The 19,569-nt window shown below is 75.1% G+C and carries 17 protein-coding genes; 7 read left to right on the top strand and 10 right to left on the bottom strand.

Annotated features, from left to right (window positions below):
- Positions 1 to 59 precede the first annotated feature (59 nt).
- The 3 genes from ACFCY1_RS30665 to ACFCY1_RS30655 form a co-directional block, all read right to left on the bottom strand.
- Positions 60 to 902: an undecaprenyl-diphosphate phosphatase gene (locus ACFCY1_RS30665; RefSeq protein WP_375876712.1), complete on the bottom strand. Its 843-nt coding sequence runs from the start codon at positions 900 to 902 to the stop codon at positions 60 to 62.
- A 226-nt stretch (positions 903 to 1,128) separates the two neighbouring features.
- Positions 1,129 to 1,824 carry a class I SAM-dependent methyltransferase gene (locus ACFCY1_RS30660; RefSeq protein WP_375876689.1) on the bottom strand — a complete coding sequence of 232 codons (696 nt, stop codon included), beginning with the start codon at positions 1,822 to 1,824 and terminating at the stop codon, positions 1,129 to 1,131.
- An 84-nt stretch (positions 1,825 to 1,908) separates the two neighbouring features.
- Positions 1,909 to 2,442 carry a PadR family transcriptional regulator gene (locus tag ACFCY1_RS30655; protein WP_375876688.1) on the bottom strand — a complete coding sequence of 178 codons (534 nt, stop codon included), beginning with the start codon at positions 2,440 to 2,442 and terminating at the stop codon, positions 1,909 to 1,911.
- 145 nt (positions 2,443 to 2,587) lie between these two features.
- On the opposite strand from ACFCY1_RS30655, the gene ACFCY1_RS30650 reads away from it, so the two are divergent.
- Positions 2,588 to 3,358, top strand: a complete 771-nt coding sequence (locus ACFCY1_RS30650; protein ID WP_375876687.1) for an alpha/beta fold hydrolase — start codon at positions 2,588 to 2,590, stop codon at positions 3,356 to 3,358.
- 30 nt (positions 3,359 to 3,388) lie between these two features.
- Here ACFCY1_RS30650 and ACFCY1_RS30645 read toward each other — a convergent pair whose 3' ends face one another.
- From ACFCY1_RS30645 to ACFCY1_RS30625, 5 genes are all read right to left on the bottom strand, one after another.
- On the bottom strand, positions 3,389 to 4,252 hold the full coding sequence (locus ACFCY1_RS30645) for a biotin-dependent carboxyltransferase family protein (protein ID WP_375876686.1): 864 nt from the start codon (positions 4,250 to 4,252) through the stop codon (positions 3,389 to 3,391).
- A gap of 12 nt (positions 4,253 to 4,264) precedes the next feature.
- On the bottom strand, positions 4,265 to 4,894 hold the full coding sequence (pxpB, locus tag ACFCY1_RS30640) for a 5-oxoprolinase subunit PxpB (RefSeq protein WP_375876685.1): 630 nt from the start codon (positions 4,892 to 4,894) through the stop codon (positions 4,265 to 4,267).
- Positions 4,891 to 5,667 carry a LamB/YcsF family protein gene (locus ACFCY1_RS30635; RefSeq protein ID WP_234348727.1) on the bottom strand — a complete coding sequence of 259 codons (777 nt, stop codon included), beginning with the start codon at positions 5,665 to 5,667 and terminating at the stop codon, positions 4,891 to 4,893. The genes pxpB and ACFCY1_RS30635 overlap by 4 nt, the downstream gene beginning before the upstream one ends.
- A gap of 175 nt (positions 5,668 to 5,842) precedes the next feature.
- Complete coding sequence (locus ACFCY1_RS30630) at positions 5,843 to 6,382, bottom strand: hypothetical protein (RefSeq protein ID WP_241853229.1); 540 nt, start codon at positions 6,380 to 6,382, stop codon at positions 5,843 to 5,845.
- Positions 6,383 to 6,711: 329 nt separating this feature from the next.
- Positions 6,712 to 7,764, bottom strand: coding sequence for an IPT/TIG domain-containing protein (locus ACFCY1_RS30625; RefSeq protein WP_375876684.1), 1,053 nt, complete (start codon positions 7,762 to 7,764; stop codon positions 6,712 to 6,714).
- 185 nt (positions 7,765 to 7,949) lie between these two features.
- Between ACFCY1_RS30625 and ACFCY1_RS30620 the strand changes: the two genes are divergently transcribed.
- The 4 genes from ACFCY1_RS30620 to ACFCY1_RS30605 all read left to right on the top strand — a co-directional run bounded on the left by ACFCY1_RS30620 (position 7,950) and on the right by ACFCY1_RS30605 (position 15,922).
- Positions 7,950 to 9,488: a hypothetical protein gene (locus ACFCY1_RS30620; RefSeq protein ID WP_375876683.1), complete on the top strand. Its 1,539-nt coding sequence runs from the start codon at positions 7,950 to 7,952 to the stop codon at positions 9,486 to 9,488.
- 91 nt (positions 9,489 to 9,579) lie between these two features.
- Entirely contained in the window at positions 9,580 to 10,455 is an 876-nt protein-coding gene (locus tag ACFCY1_RS30615; protein WP_049658421.1) for a hypothetical protein, read from the top strand.
- A gap of 117 nt (positions 10,456 to 10,572) precedes the next feature.
- Positions 10,573 to 15,135: a hypothetical protein gene (locus ACFCY1_RS30610; RefSeq protein ID WP_375876682.1), complete on the top strand. Its 4,563-nt coding sequence runs from the start codon at positions 10,573 to 10,575 to the stop codon at positions 15,133 to 15,135.
- Between the two features lie 19 nt (positions 15,136 to 15,154).
- Entirely contained in the window at positions 15,155 to 15,922 is a 768-nt protein-coding gene (locus ACFCY1_RS30605; protein ID WP_063780355.1) for a metallophosphoesterase, read from the top strand.
- Between the two features lie 15 nt (positions 15,923 to 15,937).
- Here ACFCY1_RS30605 and ACFCY1_RS30600 read toward each other — a convergent pair whose 3' ends face one another.
- Positions 15,938 to 16,468, bottom strand: a complete 531-nt coding sequence (locus ACFCY1_RS30600; protein ID WP_375876681.1) for a hypothetical protein — start codon at positions 16,466 to 16,468, stop codon at positions 15,938 to 15,940.
- Positions 16,469 to 16,664: 196 nt separating this feature from the next.
- A complete protein-coding gene (locus ACFCY1_RS30595; RefSeq protein ID WP_049658539.1) occupies positions 16,665 to 17,360 on the bottom strand; it encodes a FadR/GntR family transcriptional regulator in 696 nt (231 codons plus the stop codon).
- A 217-nt stretch (positions 17,361 to 17,577) separates the two neighbouring features.
- On the opposite strand from ACFCY1_RS30595, the gene ACFCY1_RS30590 reads away from it, so the two are divergent.
- Together ACFCY1_RS30590 and ACFCY1_RS30585 are read left to right on the top strand one after the other, a co-directional pair.
- Positions 17,578 to 18,132, top strand: a complete 555-nt coding sequence (locus ACFCY1_RS30590) for a gluconokinase (protein WP_375876680.1) — start codon at positions 17,578 to 17,580, stop codon at positions 18,130 to 18,132.
- 2 nt (positions 18,133 to 18,134) lie between these two features.
- On the top strand, positions 18,135 to 19,523 hold the full coding sequence (locus ACFCY1_RS30585) for a gluconate:H+ symporter (RefSeq protein WP_049658545.1): 1,389 nt from the start codon (positions 18,135 to 18,137) through the stop codon (positions 19,521 to 19,523).
- Positions 19,524 to 19,569 lie beyond the last annotated feature (46 nt).

Below are 19,569 nucleotides of genomic sequence, written 5' to 3'. Positions count from 1 at the left end.
CACCGTGTCGGTGTCCCGGCCCACTCGTTTCCGCGGGTCCTGGTTTGTGGAACCCGGTTCTACTTCACCGCGCCCGCGTCCGGAGTCAGGACGCCGCCGACGACCAGTCCGATGATCAGAACGCCGAGCAGCACCCGGTAGACGACGAACGGCAGGAAGCTGTGCGTCGAGATGTACTTCAGGAACCAGGCGATCGCCGCGTAGCCGACCAGGAAGGCGATCGCGGTGGCCAGGATGGTCGGCCCCCAGGCCGGGGCCGGGCCCTCGCCGATCTTGAACAGCTCCAGCGCCCCGGAGGCGAGCACCGCCGGGATGGCGAGCAGGAAGGAGTAGCGGGCCGCCGCCTCCCGGCTGTAGCCGAGCAGCAGACCCGCGCTGATCGTGCCGCCGGAACGGGAGACGCCCGGGATCAGCGCCAGTGCCTGGGCGAAGCCGTAGACACCCGCGTGCGGCAGCGTGAGGTCGGTGATCGGACGGGCGTGGCGGACGGCCCGGGTGCGGTCGGCGAAGGCCAGGATCAGGCCGAAGACGATCAGCGTGGTGCCGATGATCCGCAGGTCGCGCAGGTGGGTCTCGATGGTGTCCTGGAACAGCTTGCCCAGGATGCCGATCGGCAGGGTGCCGATGATCACGAACCAGCCCATCCGCGCGTCCGGGTCCGAGCGCAGCGCCGGCCGGAACAGGGACAGTGCCCAGGTCTTGATGATCGAGGCGATGTCCCGGCGGAAGTAGATCAGCACCGCCGTCTCGGTGCCGAGCTGGGTGACGGCCGTGAAGGCCGCACCCGGGTCGTCCCAGCCGAGCAGGGCCGAGAAGACCCGCAGGTGGGCGCTGGAGGAGACCGGCAGGAACTCGGTGAGCCCCTGGATCAGGCCGAGGACGGCCCCGTGGAACCAATCGATCACCGGGCACCCGCCGGGGGTATCCGTCGGGCGAGGGGCAGGGGCGGCATGGGCGGGTCCTTGCGGGTCGGATGGGCGTGCGGGACCACCGTGACCCGCCCGGCCCGCGGGCCGCGCGCGAGCCCGGCGCGCGGCTGATGGTACGGGGTGAAGGTGACAGTTCTTTGTTCACCCTTTGTTCCGGCTTTGCGCACAGGGCCCCTGCCGCTCCGGCGGTGGCCGGGAGCTACAGCACCGGCCGCGCCCGGACCCAGGTGCGGTCCGCCGTCAGGTAGCGCTCGACCACCAGACCGGCCTCCGCGAGCGCCCGCTCGAACGCCTCGGTGCTGAGCGGTCGGGACAGGAAGGTCTGGGTCCAGGTGCCGTCCGGGAAGACGTACTCGAACCGCACGGAGTTGACTCCGTCGCCGACCGGCGTGGCGGAGACCAGCCGGGCCCGCCCGTCCGGGCCGATCGGGCTCTCCCGCGGCACGTTCCGGTGCCAGTCCTCGCCCTCGCGCTGCACCAGCACGCAGCCGTCCTCGGCGACGTGCCGGCGGCAGGTCTCCAGCAGGCCCCGGCGGACCGTCACGTCACCGGCGTGCACCAGGAAGGAGGCGAGCATGACGACGTCGAAGCGCTCGCCGAGGTCCAGTCCCTCGATCGGGCTGCGCACCGTGCGGACGTCCGGGCGGACCCGGGCCAGCATGTCGGCGGACTCGTCCACGGCCGTCACGGTGAAGCCCCGGTCGGTCAGCGGGTGCGTCATCCGGCCCACGCCGCAGCCGAGTTCGAGGATGTGCGCGCCGGGCGGCACCGCCGCCTCGATCACGTCCGGGGCGTCGCCCGCGGGGAGGCGGGTCCACACTTCGACGGCGCAGCCGTCCGGGGTGATCGCACCCTCGCCCGTCCCGTCGTAGCCATCGCGTCGTTCGTCTGCCATGCCGTTCATCGGAACACGGACGGGTGGGCGGGGGAAGAGGGCGTCGGCAGGTCCGCGCGGGCCGCGGCGCGTTCGGGGCCCGGTCTACCGGGGGCCGTCCTCCAGATCGGCCAGGGTCGCGTGCAGCCAGGCGAGTTCGGCCTCGGTGGTGGCGCGGGCGACGAGCAGCAGGCCGCGCCGGAAGGGGTCGTCGAACTCCTCGGCGCCGAGCGGGCGGTCGCCCTCGTAGAAGAAGCTGGCCGGCTCGGCGAGGAAGGCCAGTCGGCGGCGGAGCACGGCGGCCTGGGCGGCGGGGTCGGCGAGGTGCCGCAGGAAGGCGAGCAGGGTGAACCAGCGGTTCTCGTCGCTGACGTCGAGCGGTTCGGGCTCGCGCAGCCGGTCGAGCAGCGCGGCGCGGCCGGCCCCGGTGAGGTGCAGGGTGTGCCGGGGCGCGGCGGCGCTGCCCGGCTCGGTCTCGCGGACCAGCAGGCCGTCGGCCTCCAGACGCTTGATCGCGGGGTAGAGCGTGCCGTCGCTGATCGGTCGGACGTGCCCGGTGAGCGCGGCGAGGTGGCGGCGCAGCTCGTAGCCGTGCAGGGGGCGGTCGTACAGGAATCCGAGGATGGCGAGCTTCAGCATGGGGCCACTCTCTCAGATCCGTCCCTCGGGGCGTGGGTATCTCGCTATTGCGATACCTCGTGTTCGAGGTATGGTCCTGCTCGTCCGCCGGAAACCCCCGGGCCGGCACCCCGAGCCGGCCCCCAGGAACGAGGAGCGAGTGAGCATGCGCGAGGCCCCCGTCACCCCGAACGGCGACCGGATCCGCTGGGTCGAGCTGCCCGGCGCCGAGCCGGTCCGGCTCTACCTGCACGGGCTCGGCTCCAGCTCGCCGGCCTACTTCGCGGCCGCCGCCGCCCACCCGCTGCTGGCCGGGCGGCGCTCGCTGCTGCTGGACCTGCTCGGCTTCGGCCTCAGCGACCGGCCGACGGACTTCGGCTACACGCTGGAGGAGCACGCGGACGCGGTCGCGGCGGCGGTCGCGGCCGCCGGGCCGGACCGGGTCGAGGTGGTCGGCCACAGCATGGGCGGGGCGGTCGCGATCGTCCTCGCCCGGCGGCACCCGCACCTGGTCGAGCGGCTGCTCCTGGTGGACGCCAACCTGGACCGGATCGACCCCGACCGGCGCCGCCCCGGAAGCAGCGGCATCGCGGCCTACGGCGAGGAGGAGTTCCTGGCCGGCGGCCTGGGCGAATTCGCCGAGCGGGTCGGCCCGTTCTGGTGGTCCACCATGCGGCTGGCCGGCCCGGAGGCGCTCCACCGCAGCGCCCGCCACCTCGCCCGGGCGACCGAACCGACCATGCGCGAGCTGCTGCTCGGCCTCGACCTCCCGCGCACCTTCCTCCACCCGGCGGCGGACGGCGAGCCCACCGGCGCCGACGCCCTCCGTGCGGCCGGCGTCCGGGTGGTCGCGGTGCCGGACTGCGGGCGCAACATCATGATCGACAACCCGGACGGCTTCGCGGCCGCCGCGGCGGAGGCGCTCGAACAGGGGTGAGCGGGTTCGTGGGTCGCCCGGTGCTCCCGCTCAGCGCTCCCGCAGGGGGACGAAGCGCACCGGCGTCCCCGGCCGGGCCTGGGCGGCGGCCGCGAGGTCGGCGGCCGGCACGACGCCGATCACCGGGTAGCCGCCGGTGGTCGGATGGTCGGCCAGGAACACCACCGGGCGGCCGTCCGGCGGAATCTGCACCGCGCCCAACACCATGCCCTCGCTGGGCAGTTCGCCGTCCCGGGCGCGCGCGACCGGCGGGCCCTCGGTGCGCAGCCCGACCCGGTTGCCGGTCGGGGAGACCAGGTACCGGTCGCGGCCGAGGCGGGCCACCGCCTCCGGCGTGAACCAGTCCGCGCGCGGTCCGAGCCGCAGCCGCAGCACCAGTTCGGCCGGGGGAGCGGGCAGCGGCACCAGCTCGGGCCGGGCCCGGTACGGCGGCGGGGTGCCGACCGGCAGGCGGTCCCCGGCGGCCAGCGGGGCCGGCCCGAGCCCGGCGAGCAGGTCCGTCGAGCGGCTGCCGAGCACCGGCGGGACGTCGATCCCGCCCGCCACCGCCAGGTAGCCGCGCACCCCGGCCGTTGCCGCCCCCACCTCCAGCAGCGCTCCGGCCGGCACCAGGACCGGTGCGCCCCAGGCGGCCGGCCGGCCGTCCACCCGGACGGGCGAGGGCGCACCGGTGACGGCGACCAGGGCCGCCGCGACGGCCCGCAGCGCGACCCCGCCGAGCGTGGTCTCCAGCCCGGCGGCCCCGGGTTCGTTGCCCACCAGCCGGTTGGCCGCCCGCAGGGCCGGCTCGTCCAGCGCCCCGGCCCTCGGCACCCCGAGGTGGGCGACCCCGCGCCGCCCGAGGTCCTGGACCGTGGTCAGCGGTCCCGGCCGCTCCACCACCAGTTCGTTCAACTCGTCTCCCCCTCAGGCCCGTTCCGCGGTGAAGCGGACCCGGGTGCCCGGGGCCAGCAGGGCCGGGGGCTCGCGGTCGGCGTCCCAGAGGGCGAGCGCCGTCCGGCCGATCAGCTGCCAGCCGCCGGGGGAGGGGTGCGGGTAGACGCCGGTGTACGGGCCGGCCAGGGCGACCGAGCCGGCCGGGACGGAACTGCGCGGGGTGGCCCGGCGCGGCACCTCGTACGGCGCCGGGAGGCCGGTGAGGTAGCCGAAGCCGGGGGCGAAGCCGCAGAACGCGACGACGTACTCGGGCCCGGTGTGGATCCGGACGGCGGCCTCCACGGAGACCCCCCACAGCGCGGCGACCTCGGCCAGGTCGGCGCCGTCGTACACGGTCGGGACCTCCAGCAGCGGTCCGCGCGCCACGTCGGCCGCCGCCGTCGGACGGGCGGTGCGCAGCAGGGCCGCGACGGCGTCGACGTCCGCGACGCCGTCCAGCAGCAGGGTGCGCGCGGCCGGGACCAGCTCCTCCACCGCACCGAGCGCCCCTGACTCCCGGCGCTCGCTCAGCCAGCCGTACAGCGCGGCCACCTCGGCCGTCCCGGGCAGCTCGACCAGCAGCGCCCGCTCGCCGACCCGGCGCACCGTCCCCGGTGTCACGTGAAGGCCTCCACCCGGACCCCGGCGGAGGCCAGGGCGCCGCGGATCCGCCAGGCGAGCTGGGCGGCGCCGGGGGTGTCGCCGTGGACGCAGAGCGAGCGGGCCTCGACGGCGATCCGCTCGCCGCCGGCGGCCTCCACCGTGCCGTCCCGGGCGATGGCGACGGCGCGGGTGATCACCGACTCGGGGTCGTGCACCACGGCGTCCGGCTCGCGGCGCGGCACGAGGGTGCCGGTGCGGGTGTACGCGCGGTCGGCGAAGGCCTCGGCGACCACCGGGAGCCCGACGCCCTCGGCCACCTCCAGCAGCAGCGAGCCCGGCAGGCCGAGCACGGGCAGCGGCCCGTCGCAGACCGCGCCCGCCCGCAGCACGCCGGCCACCACGGCCTCGGCCTGCTCGGAGTCGCCGACCACCCGGTTGTAGAGGGCGCCGTGCGGCTTGACGTAGGAGACCTTGGACCCGGCCGCGCGGGCGAACACCTGGAGGGCGCCGATCTGGTACGCGATCTCGTCGGCGAGCTCCTCCGGGGGCACGTCCATCGCGCGGCGGCCGAAGCCGGCCAGGTCGCGGTAGGAGACCTGGGCGCCGATCCGGACGCCGCGCTCGGCCGCCAGCGCGCAGACCCGGCGCATCGTCGACGGATCCCCGGCGTGGAACCCGCAGGCGACGTTGGCGCTGGTCACCACCGACAGCAGGGCCTCGTCGTCGGTCAGGGTCCAGCGTCCGAACCCCTCTCCGAGGTCCGCATTGAGATCGATCACCGCATCGGCCACGCCCGTCCGCCTCCCAGCAGCTGTTGAGCCAGATGGTAGGGCCTGCGGATGAAGGCCGTTGCCCGTGACCCGGAGCCCCGCGGGCGCCGCGGCGTGTGCCCGGGGCCACACGCCCCGGGGCGGCGCCGCGCGGGGTCGCGCCGGGGTGCGAGCCGGGCGCGCGGGCCGCCCGGGCTCAACCGGCGGTCGCCGGCCCCCGGAACGCGCGCTCCAGCGGGCGCAGCGCCCGCAGTACGAGCAGGAGCGGGATGACGCCGAAGACGCCGAACGACATGTCGATGAATCGCCATGCCAGCGGGATCCCGCGCAGCGGCCCGCAGATCAGCGCCAGCGGGATGACGGCCCCGCAGGCCAGCACGGCCCAGCGGATCACCCAGATGTTGCGGACCGGGTCCTTGAGCGGCCCCCAGAAGGCGGCGGCGATCACCAGGTGGGCGAAGGCCAGCCAGTCGGTGCCGTAGGCGAGGAAGGGGTACCGCGCGTTGGTCTCGGCGACGCCCGTGTGGACCCGGTCGATCCAGGCCGTCGCGCCGGGGAGGTGATCGCTCAGCGGCGCGGCCGGGCCGGCAGCGAAGTCCGCCAGCCAGCGGGTCTCGGTCTCCAGCGGGAACGCGGTGAGACCGCTGAGCACCAGGCAGACCAGGAAGAACCAGAGCCACCGTCGGACCTTGCGAAGGATGACCGCCGAGTCGCCGTCCATCTCGCACACCTCCATGCCGAGCATGCCGAAGTGCAGGCGGAGCCTTGTCCCGCCTGCGCGGAACCGACTCTAGACCTATCTTTTGAACGTGTTCAACTTGCCTTTGGGGTGGGTGGGGCGAGGAGGGGAACGGGCAGGGTGGTCGGGGCACGCGGGGGTGGGGCGGGGCCGGATCGGGGGCTGGAGGGGAACCGGTCGCGTCGGCGGGAAGGGTGGCCGGGGCCGCACCGGCCCGGGCGGAGTCGTGGAGGGGACGCGGCGGCACTGCCCCGCCCCGAACGCAGCGGTGCCCGGGCTCCGCGGAACCCGGGCACCGACGGCGGCCAGTGCGCCGCGTACGGCCGCTACGCCGTGTAGGTGTACGTCACCGGCGCGCTGGTCCCGCCCGCCGTGGTGACCGTGACGTCCACCGGCCCGGGCTGGGCGCCCGCCGGGGCCGTGGCGGTGCAGGCGGCCGGGCCGCAGGAGACGTGGGTGGCCGGCACCCCGCCGAAGGCCACCGACCCGTACGTCAGGTTGCTGCCGAACAGGTACACCCGGGTACCGCCGGCGGCCGGGCCGGAGGTGGGAGAGACGCTGCTGAGCACCGGTGCGGCCGGGGCCGGCGGCGGGGCGCCGGTGTAGTCGAAGGTGACCGGAGCCGCGGCCGTGCCGCCGGGCGTCACCACGCTGACCGGGGCGCTGCCCGTGCCGCCCGGGGTGGTCACCGCGCAGGCGGTGTCGGTGCAGCGGCCGGGGGCCGGGACGCCGCCGACCAGCACCATGCCGTTGGCCAGGTTGCTGCCGCTGACGGTCACCGCGGTGCCGCCGGTGCCCGGGCCGGTGGCCGTGTCGAGGCCGGTGACGGCGGGGGCGGCCTGGACGGTCGCCGGCAGGTAGCTCTTGCTGCCGAGGTCGTAGCCGGAGACGTGCCCGGTCGGGTCGGTGTCGTTCGGGTTGGCGACCGTCGCGGTGATCGCGCCGACGATCGGCACGCCGGGCGTGGTGGCCAGGTTGAGCTTCATGAAGTTGTAGCTCCCGACCGGCCGGGTGCCGGTGAACACGGCCTCCAGGTGGCGGTGGTCGGGGGAGAGGACGGTGGTGAAGGTGTAGTCCGCCGGTGCGGGGAAGAACATCGCACCGTCGGTGGTGACGCCGGGCGGCAGGTCGAGGGTGATGTGGGTCGGCCCGGTCAGATCCGCGGTGCCGGCGACGGTCCAGGACACCGACATGTTTCCGGTGGTGAAGAACCCGCCGGGGTAGTTCCCGCTCTGCGAGACGGTCACGTGCTGGGCGGAGGTCGGGACCGCCGGGGTCGCGGCCTCGGCGGTGGCACCGGTGGCGAGGACGGCGCCGGTGGTGAGGGTGGTCACGGACAGCGCGGCGGCGAGGCCCGCTTTGGCCAGTCGGGTGATCATGGGTCGATCATCACCGAACCGGTGCGCGACCCTCACGGTTTTCTCGAATACCGGTTCGGGAATGGCGGAATCCCGTCGAAACCACGTTCCGAATCCGTCACCCGAACCGCCGCCCACCTGCCGCTCCGCCCGCCCGCAAGGTCCGTTTCGGTCGAACTCGGTGCGAACCTCTAATCTTGTCCACCGTGACCGCCATCGCAGACCCGCCCATCGAGCCCGGCCTCCGACCCCCGGCCGGCCCGGCCGCCGTGCGCCCCGCGCCCGGCCCCGCCGCCGACGAGGGCCTGGCCCGCCGGCTCAAGGCGCTGGCCTGCACCGCCCCGCTGCACGACCTGGACAACCGCAAGGTCAACCTGGCCGGCGAGTACGGCGGCTACGCGATGGCCGAGGTCGGCCTCGCCGCGATCGACCTGGTCACCCTGCACATGGACTTCGACACCGGGGCCGACCGCGAGATAGTGCTCGCCCGGCTGCTGCCCCGGGTCGCCGCCCAGGCCGTCGGCCGTCCCGCCGTCGAGCACGAGCGGGTCGCCCGCTGGGTGCTGGAGTCGCTGATCAACGTCGGCAGCGTGGACCGCGGCTTCCGCGCCGTCTACGGCACCTTCGGCGCGGACGGCGAGTACGTCCGCCGCGACTACGACTTCAAGCTGATCGAGGAGGTCCCCGGCCCCGACGGCGGCGTCTACCTGCGCACCACCGACGAGGCGGTCAACGTCCTGGTCGGCGCGCTCGACACCGACGTCACCTCGGCCCAGATCGCCGCCGAGGTCAAGCTGGAGGTGCTGATCCGCCGCGGCCGCCTGGCCGACGCCCAGCTCGCCGCCGAGCAGGCCCGCTACCGCACCGTCCAGTACGCCGAGACGCTGCGCCGCGCCCTGGACGCCACCCGCCGCAACGTCCGGGCGGTGGACTGGATGCGCGCCATCCCCGATCTCATCGAGGAGGCGCTGGACCACATCGCGGACCGCTACCGGCACGAGAACGCGATTCTCACCAACATCCGCAAGGCCCGCGACGAGGCCGAGGACCCGGAGCACAAGCGCCGCGCCGCCGAGCTGGTCGACATCGTCAAGGACTGCATCCGCCGGCACACCCAGCTCCAGACCCGCCTGCTGGAGGCCGGCCCGCTGTTCCGCGCCGAGCAGGACCGCCAGGCCTTCGCCGCCCCCGGCGCCCGCAGCGGCATCGACCTCTACGGGCAGCTGCTCGCCCCCGTGCTGCGGCTGCCGATAGAGCAGGCCGTCCGCCCCACCGGCGCGTTCTTCGCCCGCGGCGCCGGTCTGCGCACCCCGGTCTCGGTGCGGGTCGCCGACCTGGTCGACCTGCTGCTCACCCCGCCGGTCGAGCGCGAGCACCTCGGCGCCGAGCTGCCCGACCCGGACCTCGTCGCCACCCCGGACGACAGCCGGTTCTCCGAGGCCCAGCTGGAGTCCGCGATGCTCCTGCTCGACCTGCCCCCGGACGCCCCCCGCCGGCTCTCCGGCCTGCTCGCCGACGCCCGCAAGCAGGACCCGGACCTGCCGTACCTGGTCGCCCTGCTCGCCGTGCACGCGGCCAGCCCGCCGGTCGGCACCGCCTACCGCCAGGGCGAGGAGCGGCTGCTGTTCGCCGTGGACGACGGGACCCCGCTGCGCGACCGGGAGTTCGGCGGCGCCGACCTGATCGTCGGCAGCGCCCTGCTCGACGCGGTCGGCATGGCCGCCGACCGCAAGGACGCCGGCTGACCGGCCGGGAGCACACGTTGCCGGGACCAACCCCGCCGGGACCAACCATGACGAACCGTAACCACCGCGCCACCCCCGAGGAGCACCGCCCGTGACGACCCACCACGACACGTCCTGGGCGGCCGAGACCGAACCCGCGGCCCCCGCGCCGATCACCCCGGCCGACGTCGCGGACGCCGCCCGACTGGTCTCCTTCGGCCTCCAGGCCAAGCTGCTGCCCGCCCGCGACGCCGAGTACGCCGACCTGGTGCGCCGCCACCGCGAGGACCCGCCGTTCGCCCGGCTCGCCGACGCCATCGCGACCGGCATGGGCCTGGTCGTCCTGGAGGTCTCCCCGCGGGCCGGCATGGCCGTGGCCGCCGCCGAGGACTCGCTGTTCGCCGTCCGGATGGGCGACTACTCGCGCCGCGCCGCCTCCGAGTCCACCGACCGCTTCCTGCACGGCCTCGCCCACCTGGCCGTCGCCGCGATGGCCTTCCCGCGCCCCGAGGACCTCGCCGACGACGGCTACCTCGGCCGGATCACCGTCAACGGCGTCGACTCCTTCGTCCGCCAGGCCTGCCGCCGCCTGGAGGAGCAGGCCGACGCGGACGGCGCCAACACCGACCCGGCCTCCGACGCCCCCGGCCTGGAGGCCGCCTGGCGGGTCTGGGCCCGGCGCACCGCCACCGGCGCCACCAAGGACGCCCGCCGGCTCTCCGGCTCCACCATCGGCATCGTCGCCAAGGCCGTGCTGTTCCTGGTCGACTCCGGCTTCCTCCAGAAGGTCTCGGACGACTCCGGCGGCACCTACCGCACCACCGCCCGCTACCAGCTCCAGGTGCGCGACCTGGCGGGCAGCGCGGCCATGGCCGAACTGCTCGACCTCGGCATCGTCCCGGTCTCCGACGGCACCGCCAGCCTGCTGCCGCCGGACACCGGCGACGAACTGGTCGCCGACGCGGGGCTGCCGTTCCACTCCCTCTGAGCCCCGGCGCCCGGAGCCCACCCGCTCCGGGCCCACCGCGCCGGCCCCGGCCCACCCGCCCCGATCCGGCCCGCCGCCCATCCCTCACGCCACGCAAGCCACGGAGAACAGCCGCACATGTACGAGCTCAACCGGGTCCGCCTCTACTCGATCGGACCGGCCGGCGCCCGCTACGCCGACACGGTGCTCGACCTGCGCGGCGTCGGCGAGCCGGTCGCCGACCCGGCCCCGCAGCAGATCGGCCTGTTCGGCGAGGAACCCGACGGCCCGGTCCGCCGCCCCGCCCCGGCCGGCGTGCTCTTCCTGGAGAACGGCGGCGGCAAGTCCGTCCTGCTCAAGCTGATCTTCTCGGTCATGCTCCCCGGCCACCGCAACACCCTCGGCGGCGCCAGCTCCGGCGTGCTGCGCAAGTTCCTGCTCGCCGACGACTGCGGCCACGTCGCCCTGGAGTGGCAGCACACCGTCACCGGCGAGCCGATCGTGGTCGGCAAGGTCAGCGAGTGGCGCGGCCGCCAGGTCTCCTCCGACCCGCGCAAGTTCGCCGAGACCTGGTACTCCTTCCGCCCCGGCCCCGGCCTGACCCTCGACTCGCTGCCGGTCGCCGAACGGGTCAGCCTGGCCGGCGACCAGAAGGCCCGCGGCCGCCGCCGCACCATGAAGGGCTTCCGCGACGCCCTCACCGAGGCCGGCAAGGCCCACCCGCACCTCGACCTGGTCTTCGAGGACGGCCACGACCGCTGGACCGAGCACCTCGGAGAGCTCGGCCTCGACCCCGAACTCTTCCGCTACCAGCGCGAGATGAACGCCGACGAGGGCGAGGCGGCCGGCCTCTTCGCGGTCAAGCACGACAGCGACTTCACCGACCTCCTGCTGCGCGCCGTCACCGACACCCGGGACACCGACGGCCTCGCCGACCTCGTGCACGGCTTCGCCGCCAAGCTCGGCCGCCGCGCCGAACTCACCGCCGAACGCGACTTCACCGCCGGCTCGCTGGACCTCCTGGAGCGCATCGCCGAGGCCACCACCGCCCGCGAGACCGTCCGCGAGGCCCACCGCACCGCCGAGCGCCGCACCCGCCGCCTCGCCCACGCCCTCGCCTCCCGCGCCACCGCCGAACGCGACCGCGCCCAGGACCTCGCCATCGAGGTCGCCGCCGCCGCGAGCGCCGTCACCGCCGCCGAGGCCGACCGCACCCGGCACAGCCTGATCACCGACGAACTCACCCACCGGCACGCCACCCTGAGCCTCACCGCGGCCACCGCCGAGGCCGCCGCGCTGCGCCGCGAACTCATCGACGCCCGCACCCTGCACTCCGCCTGGCAGGCCGCCGAGGCGGTGCTGCGCCAGCGCGCCGCCGCCGACCGGGTCGCCCGGGTCGCCGCCGCCATCCGCGAGGCCGAGCTGGACGCCGCCCCCGCGCTCGCCGCCCGCGCCCGCGCCGCGACCGCCCTGGCCCGCGCCCTGGAGGCCGCCGCCGCGGCCGCCGAGTCCCGCGCCGACACCGAAGAGGAGCGCGCCGGCGAACTCCAGCAGGACGGCGGCAAGGCCCAGACCGACGCCACCGAGGCCGCCACCGCCGCCCAGAAGGCCCGCAGCGAGGCCGACCACCTGCGCCAGCGCCTCGCCGAGGTCGAGCAGGAGACCGAGGCCGCCGTCGCGGCCGGCTTCATCGACGCCGACGGCGATGTGGACCCGGCCCGCGCCGCCCTGTACGCCGCCGACGTCGAGAAGGCCGCCTCCGCCGCGCTCGCCCAGGCCCGGACCGCCGCCGAGTCCGCCGCCGCCCGGCTGCGCGAGTCCGCCGCCGCCACCTCGCGCGCCGAACTCGCCGCCGAGCGGGCCGGCGACGCGCGCAAGGACGCCGCCCGGTCCCTCGCCGCCGAGCAGCGCACCGCCGCCCTGCTCGCCACCGAGCAGCGCCTCGCCGACCTGCTCTCCCTGACCCCGTACCAGGAGGGTGCCGAGGAGGACGCAGGCTTCCTCACCCCCGCCCTGCTCGACCGCAACGCCGAGTACCTGCGCGAACTCCTCGACGAGTCCATCGCCGCCGCCGAACGCACCCTGTTCGACCTCCGCACGGCGGCCGCCGACGACTCCCGCATCCTCGCCGCCCTCGGCGACGGCGGCCTGCTGCCGCCCGGCCCGGACGTGCTCGCCACCGTCGAGTACCTCGCCGAGCACGGCATCCCGGCCCTGCCCGGCTGGCGCTACCTCGCCCAGTCCGTCGACCCGGCCGACCACGAGGCGATCCTCGCCGCCCGCCCCGAACTGGTCGACGGCGTCGTCGTCACCGACCCGTCCTCGCTGGAGCGCGCCCGCGAGGCCCTGCAGGCCGCCGCCCTGCTGCCGCGCTCCACCGTCGCCGTCGGCGCCGCCGCCTCGCTGATCGCCCCGATCACCGACGAGCCCGCCTTCTTCCTCGTGCCGCCGAACCCGGCCATGCACGACGAGTCCGCCGCCGACGGCGAGCGCCGCGAACTGCGCGCCCGGGCGAGCGCCCGCGAGGAGCACATCCGCGAACTGGCCGGCCGCCTCGGCGCCGACCGCGCCCTCGCCGCCCGCCTCGCTTCCTGGCACGCCAGCTGCCCGCCCGGCACCCTCGCCGAACTCGCCGCCGCCGCCGAGGCCGCCCGCGAGCACGCCGAGCAGGCCGCCGCCGCCCTGGCCACCCTGCGCGCCGACCACGACGAGGCCGAGACCGACCACACCGCGGCCGCCTCCGCCCACGAGGAGCACCGCGAGGCCGCCCAGCGCGCCCGCCGCCGCGCCGACGCCCTCTCCGGCCTCGCCTTCCGGCTGCGCGAGCGCGCCAACTGGGCCCGCCGCCAGCGCGAACTCGCCGAGGACGCCGCCGAGTGCGACCGCCGCCAGGCGCTCTGCGCCGAACGCGCCCGCACCTGCGACGAGGACCGCCGCGCCGCCCAGCGCGCCGCCGACGACGCCCGCCGGACGGCCCGCGCGCTGCGCGCCGAACGCGCCGAGATCCCCGCCGCCGAGCAGGCCGACGAGCCCGCCGAGGCTGCCCCCGCCGCGCTGCCCGCCCTGCGCGAGGCCTACCGCGCCGCCTCCCAGCTGTACGAGAAGGTCGGCGTCGGCGCCGACCTGCGCGCCGAACAGGCCCGCGCCGAGGGCGACGAGGCCGCCGCCGCGACCGAACTCGACCGCCTCACCAACAAGGTGCGCACCCGCGCCGAGGAACTCCTCGGCAGCCCCGACGGCGCCGACGGCCCGGCCCGCCAGGCCGCCGCCGCCCGCGCCGAGGAACTGGTCGCCACCATCGAGGCCCGCTCCGCCACCGCCAGCGAGCAGCTCGGCCGGCTGCGCGGCGAGGCCGAGCGCTCCGCCCCCGCCGACGGCGAGGCGCACACCGAACTGCCCGAGGACCTCGTCCCCACCGATCCGGAGCACGCCCAGGCCCTGCTGCGCACCGCCACCAGCCGCCTGGCCGAGCGCCGCGAGGCCCTGGACGCCGCCCGCACCGCCCACGCCGACCTCCAGCGGACCTTCGACACCGCCCAGGCCTCCGCCGCCGACTTCGACGAGCTGGCCGGCCAGCTCCGCGACGGCCTGCGCGACCACCAGGAGGACCCGGACGACCCGGTCGAGCCGTACCTGGGCTCGCTGACCGAGGCCCGCACCGGCGCCACCGAGGCCCGCCGCGCCCTGCGCACCGCCGCCGGCGAACTGTCCTCCTCCGAACTCGCCGTCCGCGACACCGCCGACGCCCTGGTCCGGCACGCCAACGCGGCCCGCTACGAGGCCGTCCGCACCCCCGCCCGCCAGCAGATCCGCGAACTGCCCGCCTCCGCGCTGCCCGAGCACGCCGCCGCCTGGGCCACCGCCTTCGCGCCCCGGCTGCGGGTGCTCACCGACGAGCTCGCCCAGCTGGAGAAGAACCGCGGCTCGATCGTGGACCGGCTGCGCGGCCTGGTCGAGTCCTCGCTCACCACCCTGCGCGCCGCCCAGCGGCTCTCCCGGCTGCCCGAGGGCCTGGGGGAGTGGTCCGGCCAGGAGTTCCTCCGGATCCGCTTCGAGGACCCGGACCACGCCACCCTGGTCGAGCGCCTGGGCGAGGTCATCGACGAGGCCACCCGCGCCGCCGTCAGGAAGAACAGCGACCTGCGCCGCGACGGCATGTCCCTGCTGCTGCGCGGGGTCGCCGCCGCGATCGGCCCCAAGGGCGTCAGCGTCGAGATCCTCAAGCCCGACGCGGTGCTGCGCGCCGAGCGGGTCAGCGTCGGCCAGATGTCCGACGTCTTCTCCGGCGGCCAGCTGCTCACCGCCGCCATCGCGCTGTACTGCACGATGGCCGCGCTGCGCGCCAACGACCGCGGCCAGTCCCAACTGCGGCACGCCGGCACGCTGTTCCTGGACAACCCGATCGGCCGCGCCAACGCCACCTACCTGCTGGAGCTCCAGCGGGCCGTGGCCGACGCGCTCGGCGTCCAGCTGATCTACACCACCGGCCTGTTCGACACCACCGCGCTCGCCGAGTTCCCGCTGGTGATCCGCCTGCGCAACGACGCCGACCTGCGGGCCGGCCTCAAGTACATCTCGGTCGAGGAGCACCTGCGCCCGGGCCTGCCCGCCGCGCCGGACCCGGACGGCCCGACCATCCACGGCGAGATCACCGCGACCCGGATGTTCAAGCGCCCCGCGGAGGTTCCCGCCCAGCCGTGAACTCACTAGCGTGATCGCCATGCTGACGATCGCGCACCTCAGTGACATCCACCTCGGCCAGGACCACGGCCGGGACGACGGCAAGCGTGCCCGCCGGCGGGCCGAGCAGGTGATGGCGTACCTCGACGCCCTGCCCGGCCCGCTGGACGCGGTGCTGGTCACCGGCGACCTCGCCGACCAGGGCCTGCCGGAGGAGTACCGGCAGGTCGCCGAGGTCCTGGTCTCCCGGCACCCGGTGTTCACCTGTCCGGGCAACCACGACTCCAGGTCGCCGTACCGGGAGGTGCTGCTCGGCGAGGCGCCGGGGGAGGGGCCGGTCAACCGGGTGCACCGACTGCCGGGCGCCGACGTGCTGATGCTCGACTCCTCGATACCCGGGCAGCACGACGGCCTGCTGGACGAGCCGACGCTGGACTGGCTGGACGCCGAACTCGCCTCCGGCCGCACCGAGTTGCCCGCCCTGGTGGCCTTCCACCACCCGCCCGTGGAACTGCACCTGCCGTACGTCGACCCGATCCGCCAGTTCGGCGAGGAGCGGCTGGAGCGGGTGCTGCGCCGCCACCCCCGGGTGGCCGCCCTGTTCTGCGGCCACGCGCACACCTCCGCGGCCACCGCCTTCGCCGGCCTGCCGCTGCTGATCGCGCCCGGCGTGGTCTCCACCGTCACGCTGCCCTTCGAGGGCGGGCCCGGCATCTCCTTCGACCACCCGCCGATGCTGGCCTTCCACGTCCTGGACGAGGACCGCCGGCTCACCACCCACTACCGGGCGCTGCCGCTCCGGGACTGACCGATCGGCCTGGTGCTACGGGTGGTTGGGCTGCACCCGGGCCTGGCGCGGCGGCTGCTGCGGTGGCTGTCGCGGCGGTTGGTAGGGCTGCTGGTACGGCGGTCGGGGCGGCTGCTGGTTCCCGTACGGCGGCTGCCCCGACCCGTACGGCTGGGGCTGCTGCCGCCCCGGCCCGTACGGCTGCGGCTGCGGCGACTCGTACGGCTGCCGGTACACCGAGGACGAGCCGGGCCGGGGGAACGGCCGCGCGGCCAGCGGTTCGGAGGGCGCCCGGCTGCCCGCCATCGGGTGCGCGGAGCCCGGCGACTGCATCCGCTGGGCCGCGACCTGGCGGGAGATCAGGATCTCCACCAGGCACCACATGGTGCCGAACACCCCCAGCCCCATCGCCAGCAGCGCGGGCGTCAGCAGCCAACTGTCCGCGTACGAGGCCAGCGTCGCCACCACGACGCCGACCAGGGTGAAGGACAGGCAGAGCACCGCCCGGACTGCGGCGGCGCGTACCTCGTCGGGTAGGCGGCGACGGCGGCGGCGTGGCACGGACATCGAGCGACCCCCAGGCGCGTGGCGCGTGTTCGGTGAAGCATACGGAACGGGCGCACACGAAACGCGCCCCCTCGGCTCACTCTGCCCCGCCGAACCAGGACTATGCCTCCATAACCGCCGAACTGCCGCCAAACCGTGCCATCCGGGCCGTCATTGCCGTCCCGGCAGGCCTGGCAGGCGCCCCCGGCGCCCCGGTTCAGTCCAGCTGGGCGTTGAGCTCCTCCAGCGCGCCGCTCACGATCGTCCGCATCGCCCGCTCGGCGTGGCCGGCGTCCTTGGCGCAGATCGCCTCCGCGACCTCGCGGTGCAGCCGGATCGCGTACGACTCCGGCTGATCGGGCATCAGATGGTACTCGGTCCGGCCGGTGAGCACCGCCGCGACGGTGTCCCCGAGGTGGGCGAACATCTCGTTGCCGGAGGCGCGCAGCACCAGGGAGTGGAAGGCGATGTCGTGTTCGAGGAAGGTGGCCAGGTCGGCGGCCCGCGCGGTGACCGTCAGATCCACGGCCAGTGAACTGAGTTCGCGCCGGTCGTCGTCGCTCGCGTGGGTGGCGGCGAGCGCGGCCGCGGCCGGTTCGACGGCCACCCGCAGGGAGCCGAGCGAGCGTAGCTGGGCGGGCCGGTCCGAGCCGGCCAGGCGCCAGCGGATCACCATCGGGTCGAAGACGTCCCAGACCGACTTCGGCTGCACGGTGATCCCGACCCGTCGCCGGGACGCCACCATGCGCATCCCCTCCAGGATCCGCACCGCCTCCCGGACCACCGTCCGGGAGACCCCGAACCGGTGCTCCAGCTCCTCGCCGCGCAGCACGGCCCCCTCGGGGACCTCCCCCGACGCGATCGCCGGTCCGAGCTCGTCAAGCAGCCGCCCGGGCAGCCCCTGGATCTCCATCCGCCCAGGGTAGACGCCCGCCCCGCGCGCGTTCACGTCGCCCTGTGGCGGTGGTCGTGCCGCCCCGCGGTCCGGGTCGTGTCGTCCCGCGGCCCGGGTTGTGGCGTCCTGCGACCCAGACCACACCGCAAAAGTATGACGATTTGGTTTCCTCCACTTGAATACGTCATATCTTTGAGGCGATAGTGGCGGCCAGGCAACGAAGGAGCACCACCCCATGGCTCTCAGCGTCGAGAACCACGACTTCCCGCAGTCCCCCTTCACCATCGTGGTGATGGGCGTCTCGGGCGTCGGCAAGACCACCCTGGCCCGCCTGCTGGCAGACCGCCTCGCTCTCCCCTTCGCCGAGGCGGACGACTTCCACCCGCCGGCCAACATCGCCAAGATGTCGGCCGGCATCCCGCTGGACGACGAGGACCGCGCGCCCTGGCTGCGCGCCATCGGCGCCTGGCTCAAGGAGCGGGCCGAGGCCGGTACCGGCGGCGTGGTGACCTGCTCGGCGCTGAAGCACCGCTACCGCGACATCCTGCGCGCGGACGCCCCGGGAGCCTTCTTCCTGCACCTCAGCGGTGGTCACGAGCTGGTCGAGGACCGGCTCTCCCACCGCACCGGCCACTTCATGCCGACGTCGCTGCTCGACTCCCAGTACGCCACCTTGGAGCCCCTGGGTGCGGACGAGCGCGGCGCCGCCCTGGACGTGGGCCCGTCCCCCGAAGAACTCGTCGAGATGGCCGTGGCGCTGCTGCGGCCCGTCAATGGAGACCTCGCGTGAGCATTGCCCCCACTCTGCTGGCGGCCGCCCCACCGGCCCTGCCGCACACCAGCAGCGACTCCCAGCTGCTGATCGCGGTGCTGCTCAGCATCGGTGCGATCGTCGTACTGATCACCAAGCTGAAGCTGCACCCGTTCCTCGCCCTCACGCTCGGCTCCGGTCTGCTGGCCGCCGTCGCGGGCGCCCCCTTCGACAAGCTGCTCAGCAGCTTCTCGACGGGCTTCGGCTCCACCGTCGCCAGCGTCGGCCTGCTGATCGGCCTCGGCGCGATGCTCGGCAAGCTGCTCGCCGACTCCGGCGGCGCCAACATCATCGCCGACACCGTGCTCTCCCGCACCGGCAACAAGGCGCTGCCCTGGGCGATGGCGCTGATCGCGGCCGTGCTCGGCCTGCCGCTGTTCTTCGAGGTCGGCGTCGTACTGCTGATCCCGATCGTGCTGCTGGTCGCCCGCCGCGGCAACGTGCCGCTGATGCGGGTCGGCATCCCGGCCCTGGCCGGCCTGTCGGTGCTGCACGGCCTGGTGCCCCCGCACCCGGGCCCGCTGGTCGCCGTCGACGCGCTGAAGGCCGACCTCGGCATCACCCTGGCGCTCGGCCTGCTGATCGCCGTCCCGACCCTGATCATCGCCGGTCCGCTGTTCGCCCGGGTGGCCGAGCGCTGGGTCGGCCCGCTGGAGATCCCGGCGGCCACCGCCCCCGAGGAGACGGCCAAGCACGACCGCACCCCCTCCTTCGCCGCGGTGCTGGCCACCATCCTGCTGCCGGTCGTGCTGATGCTCGGCAAGGCGCTGGCCGACGTGGTGATCGACAACCCGAAGGCGCTGGGCCAGCGGGTGTTCGACTTCATCGGCTCCCCGCTGATCGCGCTGCTCGCCGCGACCCTGCTCGGCATGGTGACGCTCGGCAAGGCGGCCGGCTTCGACAAGGCCCGGGTCTCCGACACCGTCGGCAAGTCGCTCGGCCCGATCGCCGGCATCGTGTTCATCGTCGGCGCGGGCGGCGGCTTCAAGCAGACCCTGATCGACGTGGGCGTCGGCAACGCGGTCAGCGAGTGGTCCGGCAAGTGGCACATCTCCGCGCTGCTGCTCGGCTGGCTGATCGCCGTGCTGATCCGCCTGGCCACCGGCTCGGCGACGGTCGCCACGATCACCGCGGCCGGCATCGTCTCCCCGCTCGCCGCGAACATGTCCTCGACCCACGCGGCCCTGCTGGTGCTCGCGATCGGCGCCGGTTCGCTGTTCCTCTCGCACGTCAACGACGCCGGCTTCTGGCTGGTGAAGGAGTACTTCGGGATGAGCGTCGGGCAGACGCTGAAGTCCTGGTCGGTGATGGAGACGGTGATCTCGGTGGTCGCCATCGCCCTGATCATGCCGCTCAGCCTGATCATCTAGCGCGCGAAGCAGCACCGCCGAGGGGCGGCACCCGTGACCGTACGGG

Origin of the sequence: Kitasatospora sp. NPDC056273, assembly GCF_042268845.1 — a bacterium.
Taxonomy (GTDB): Bacteria; Actinomycetota; Actinomycetes; order Streptomycetales; family Streptomycetaceae; genus Kitasatospora.
This window is presented reverse-complemented; position numbering and strand designations above follow the sequence as displayed.

What these genes read in the sequence shown, in the direction of transcription:
- ACFCY1_RS30660 (WP_375876689.1), bottom strand. Translation starts at nt 1,824, where the DNA reads ATGGCAGACGAACGACGCGATGGCTACGACGGGACGGGCGAGGGTGCG.
- ACFCY1_RS30655 (WP_375876688.1), bottom strand. Translation starts at nt 2,442, where the DNA reads ATGCTGAAGCTCGCCATCCTCGGATTCCTGTACGACCGCCCCCTGCAC.
- ACFCY1_RS30650 (WP_375876687.1), top strand. Translation starts at nt 2,588, where the DNA reads ATGCGCGAGGCCCCCGTCACCCCGAACGGCGACCGGATCCGCTGGGTC.
- ACFCY1_RS30630 (WP_241853229.1), bottom strand. Translation starts at nt 6,382, where the DNA reads ATGGAGGTGTGCGAGATGGACGGCGACTCGGCGGTCATCCTTCGCAAG.
- ACFCY1_RS30625 (WP_375876684.1), bottom strand. Translation starts at nt 7,764, where the DNA reads ATGATCACCCGACTGGCCAAAGCGGGCCTCGCCGCCGCGCTGTCCGTG.
- ACFCY1_RS30610 (WP_375876682.1), top strand. Translation starts at nt 10,573, where the DNA reads ATGTACGAGCTCAACCGGGTCCGCCTCTACTCGATCGGACCGGCCGGC.
- ACFCY1_RS30605 (WP_063780355.1), top strand. Translation starts at nt 15,155, where the DNA reads ATGCTGACGATCGCGCACCTCAGTGACATCCACCTCGGCCAGGACCAC.
- ACFCY1_RS30600 (WP_375876681.1), bottom strand. Translation starts at nt 16,468, where the DNA reads ATGTCCGTGCCACGCCGCCGCCGTCGCCGCCTACCCGACGAGGTACGC.
- ACFCY1_RS30595 (WP_049658539.1), bottom strand. Translation starts at nt 17,360, where the DNA reads ATGGAGATCCAGGGGCTGCCCGGGCGGCTGCTTGACGAGCTCGGACCG.
- ACFCY1_RS30590 (WP_375876680.1), top strand. Translation starts at nt 17,578, where the DNA reads ATGGCTCTCAGCGTCGAGAACCACGACTTCCCGCAGTCCCCCTTCACC.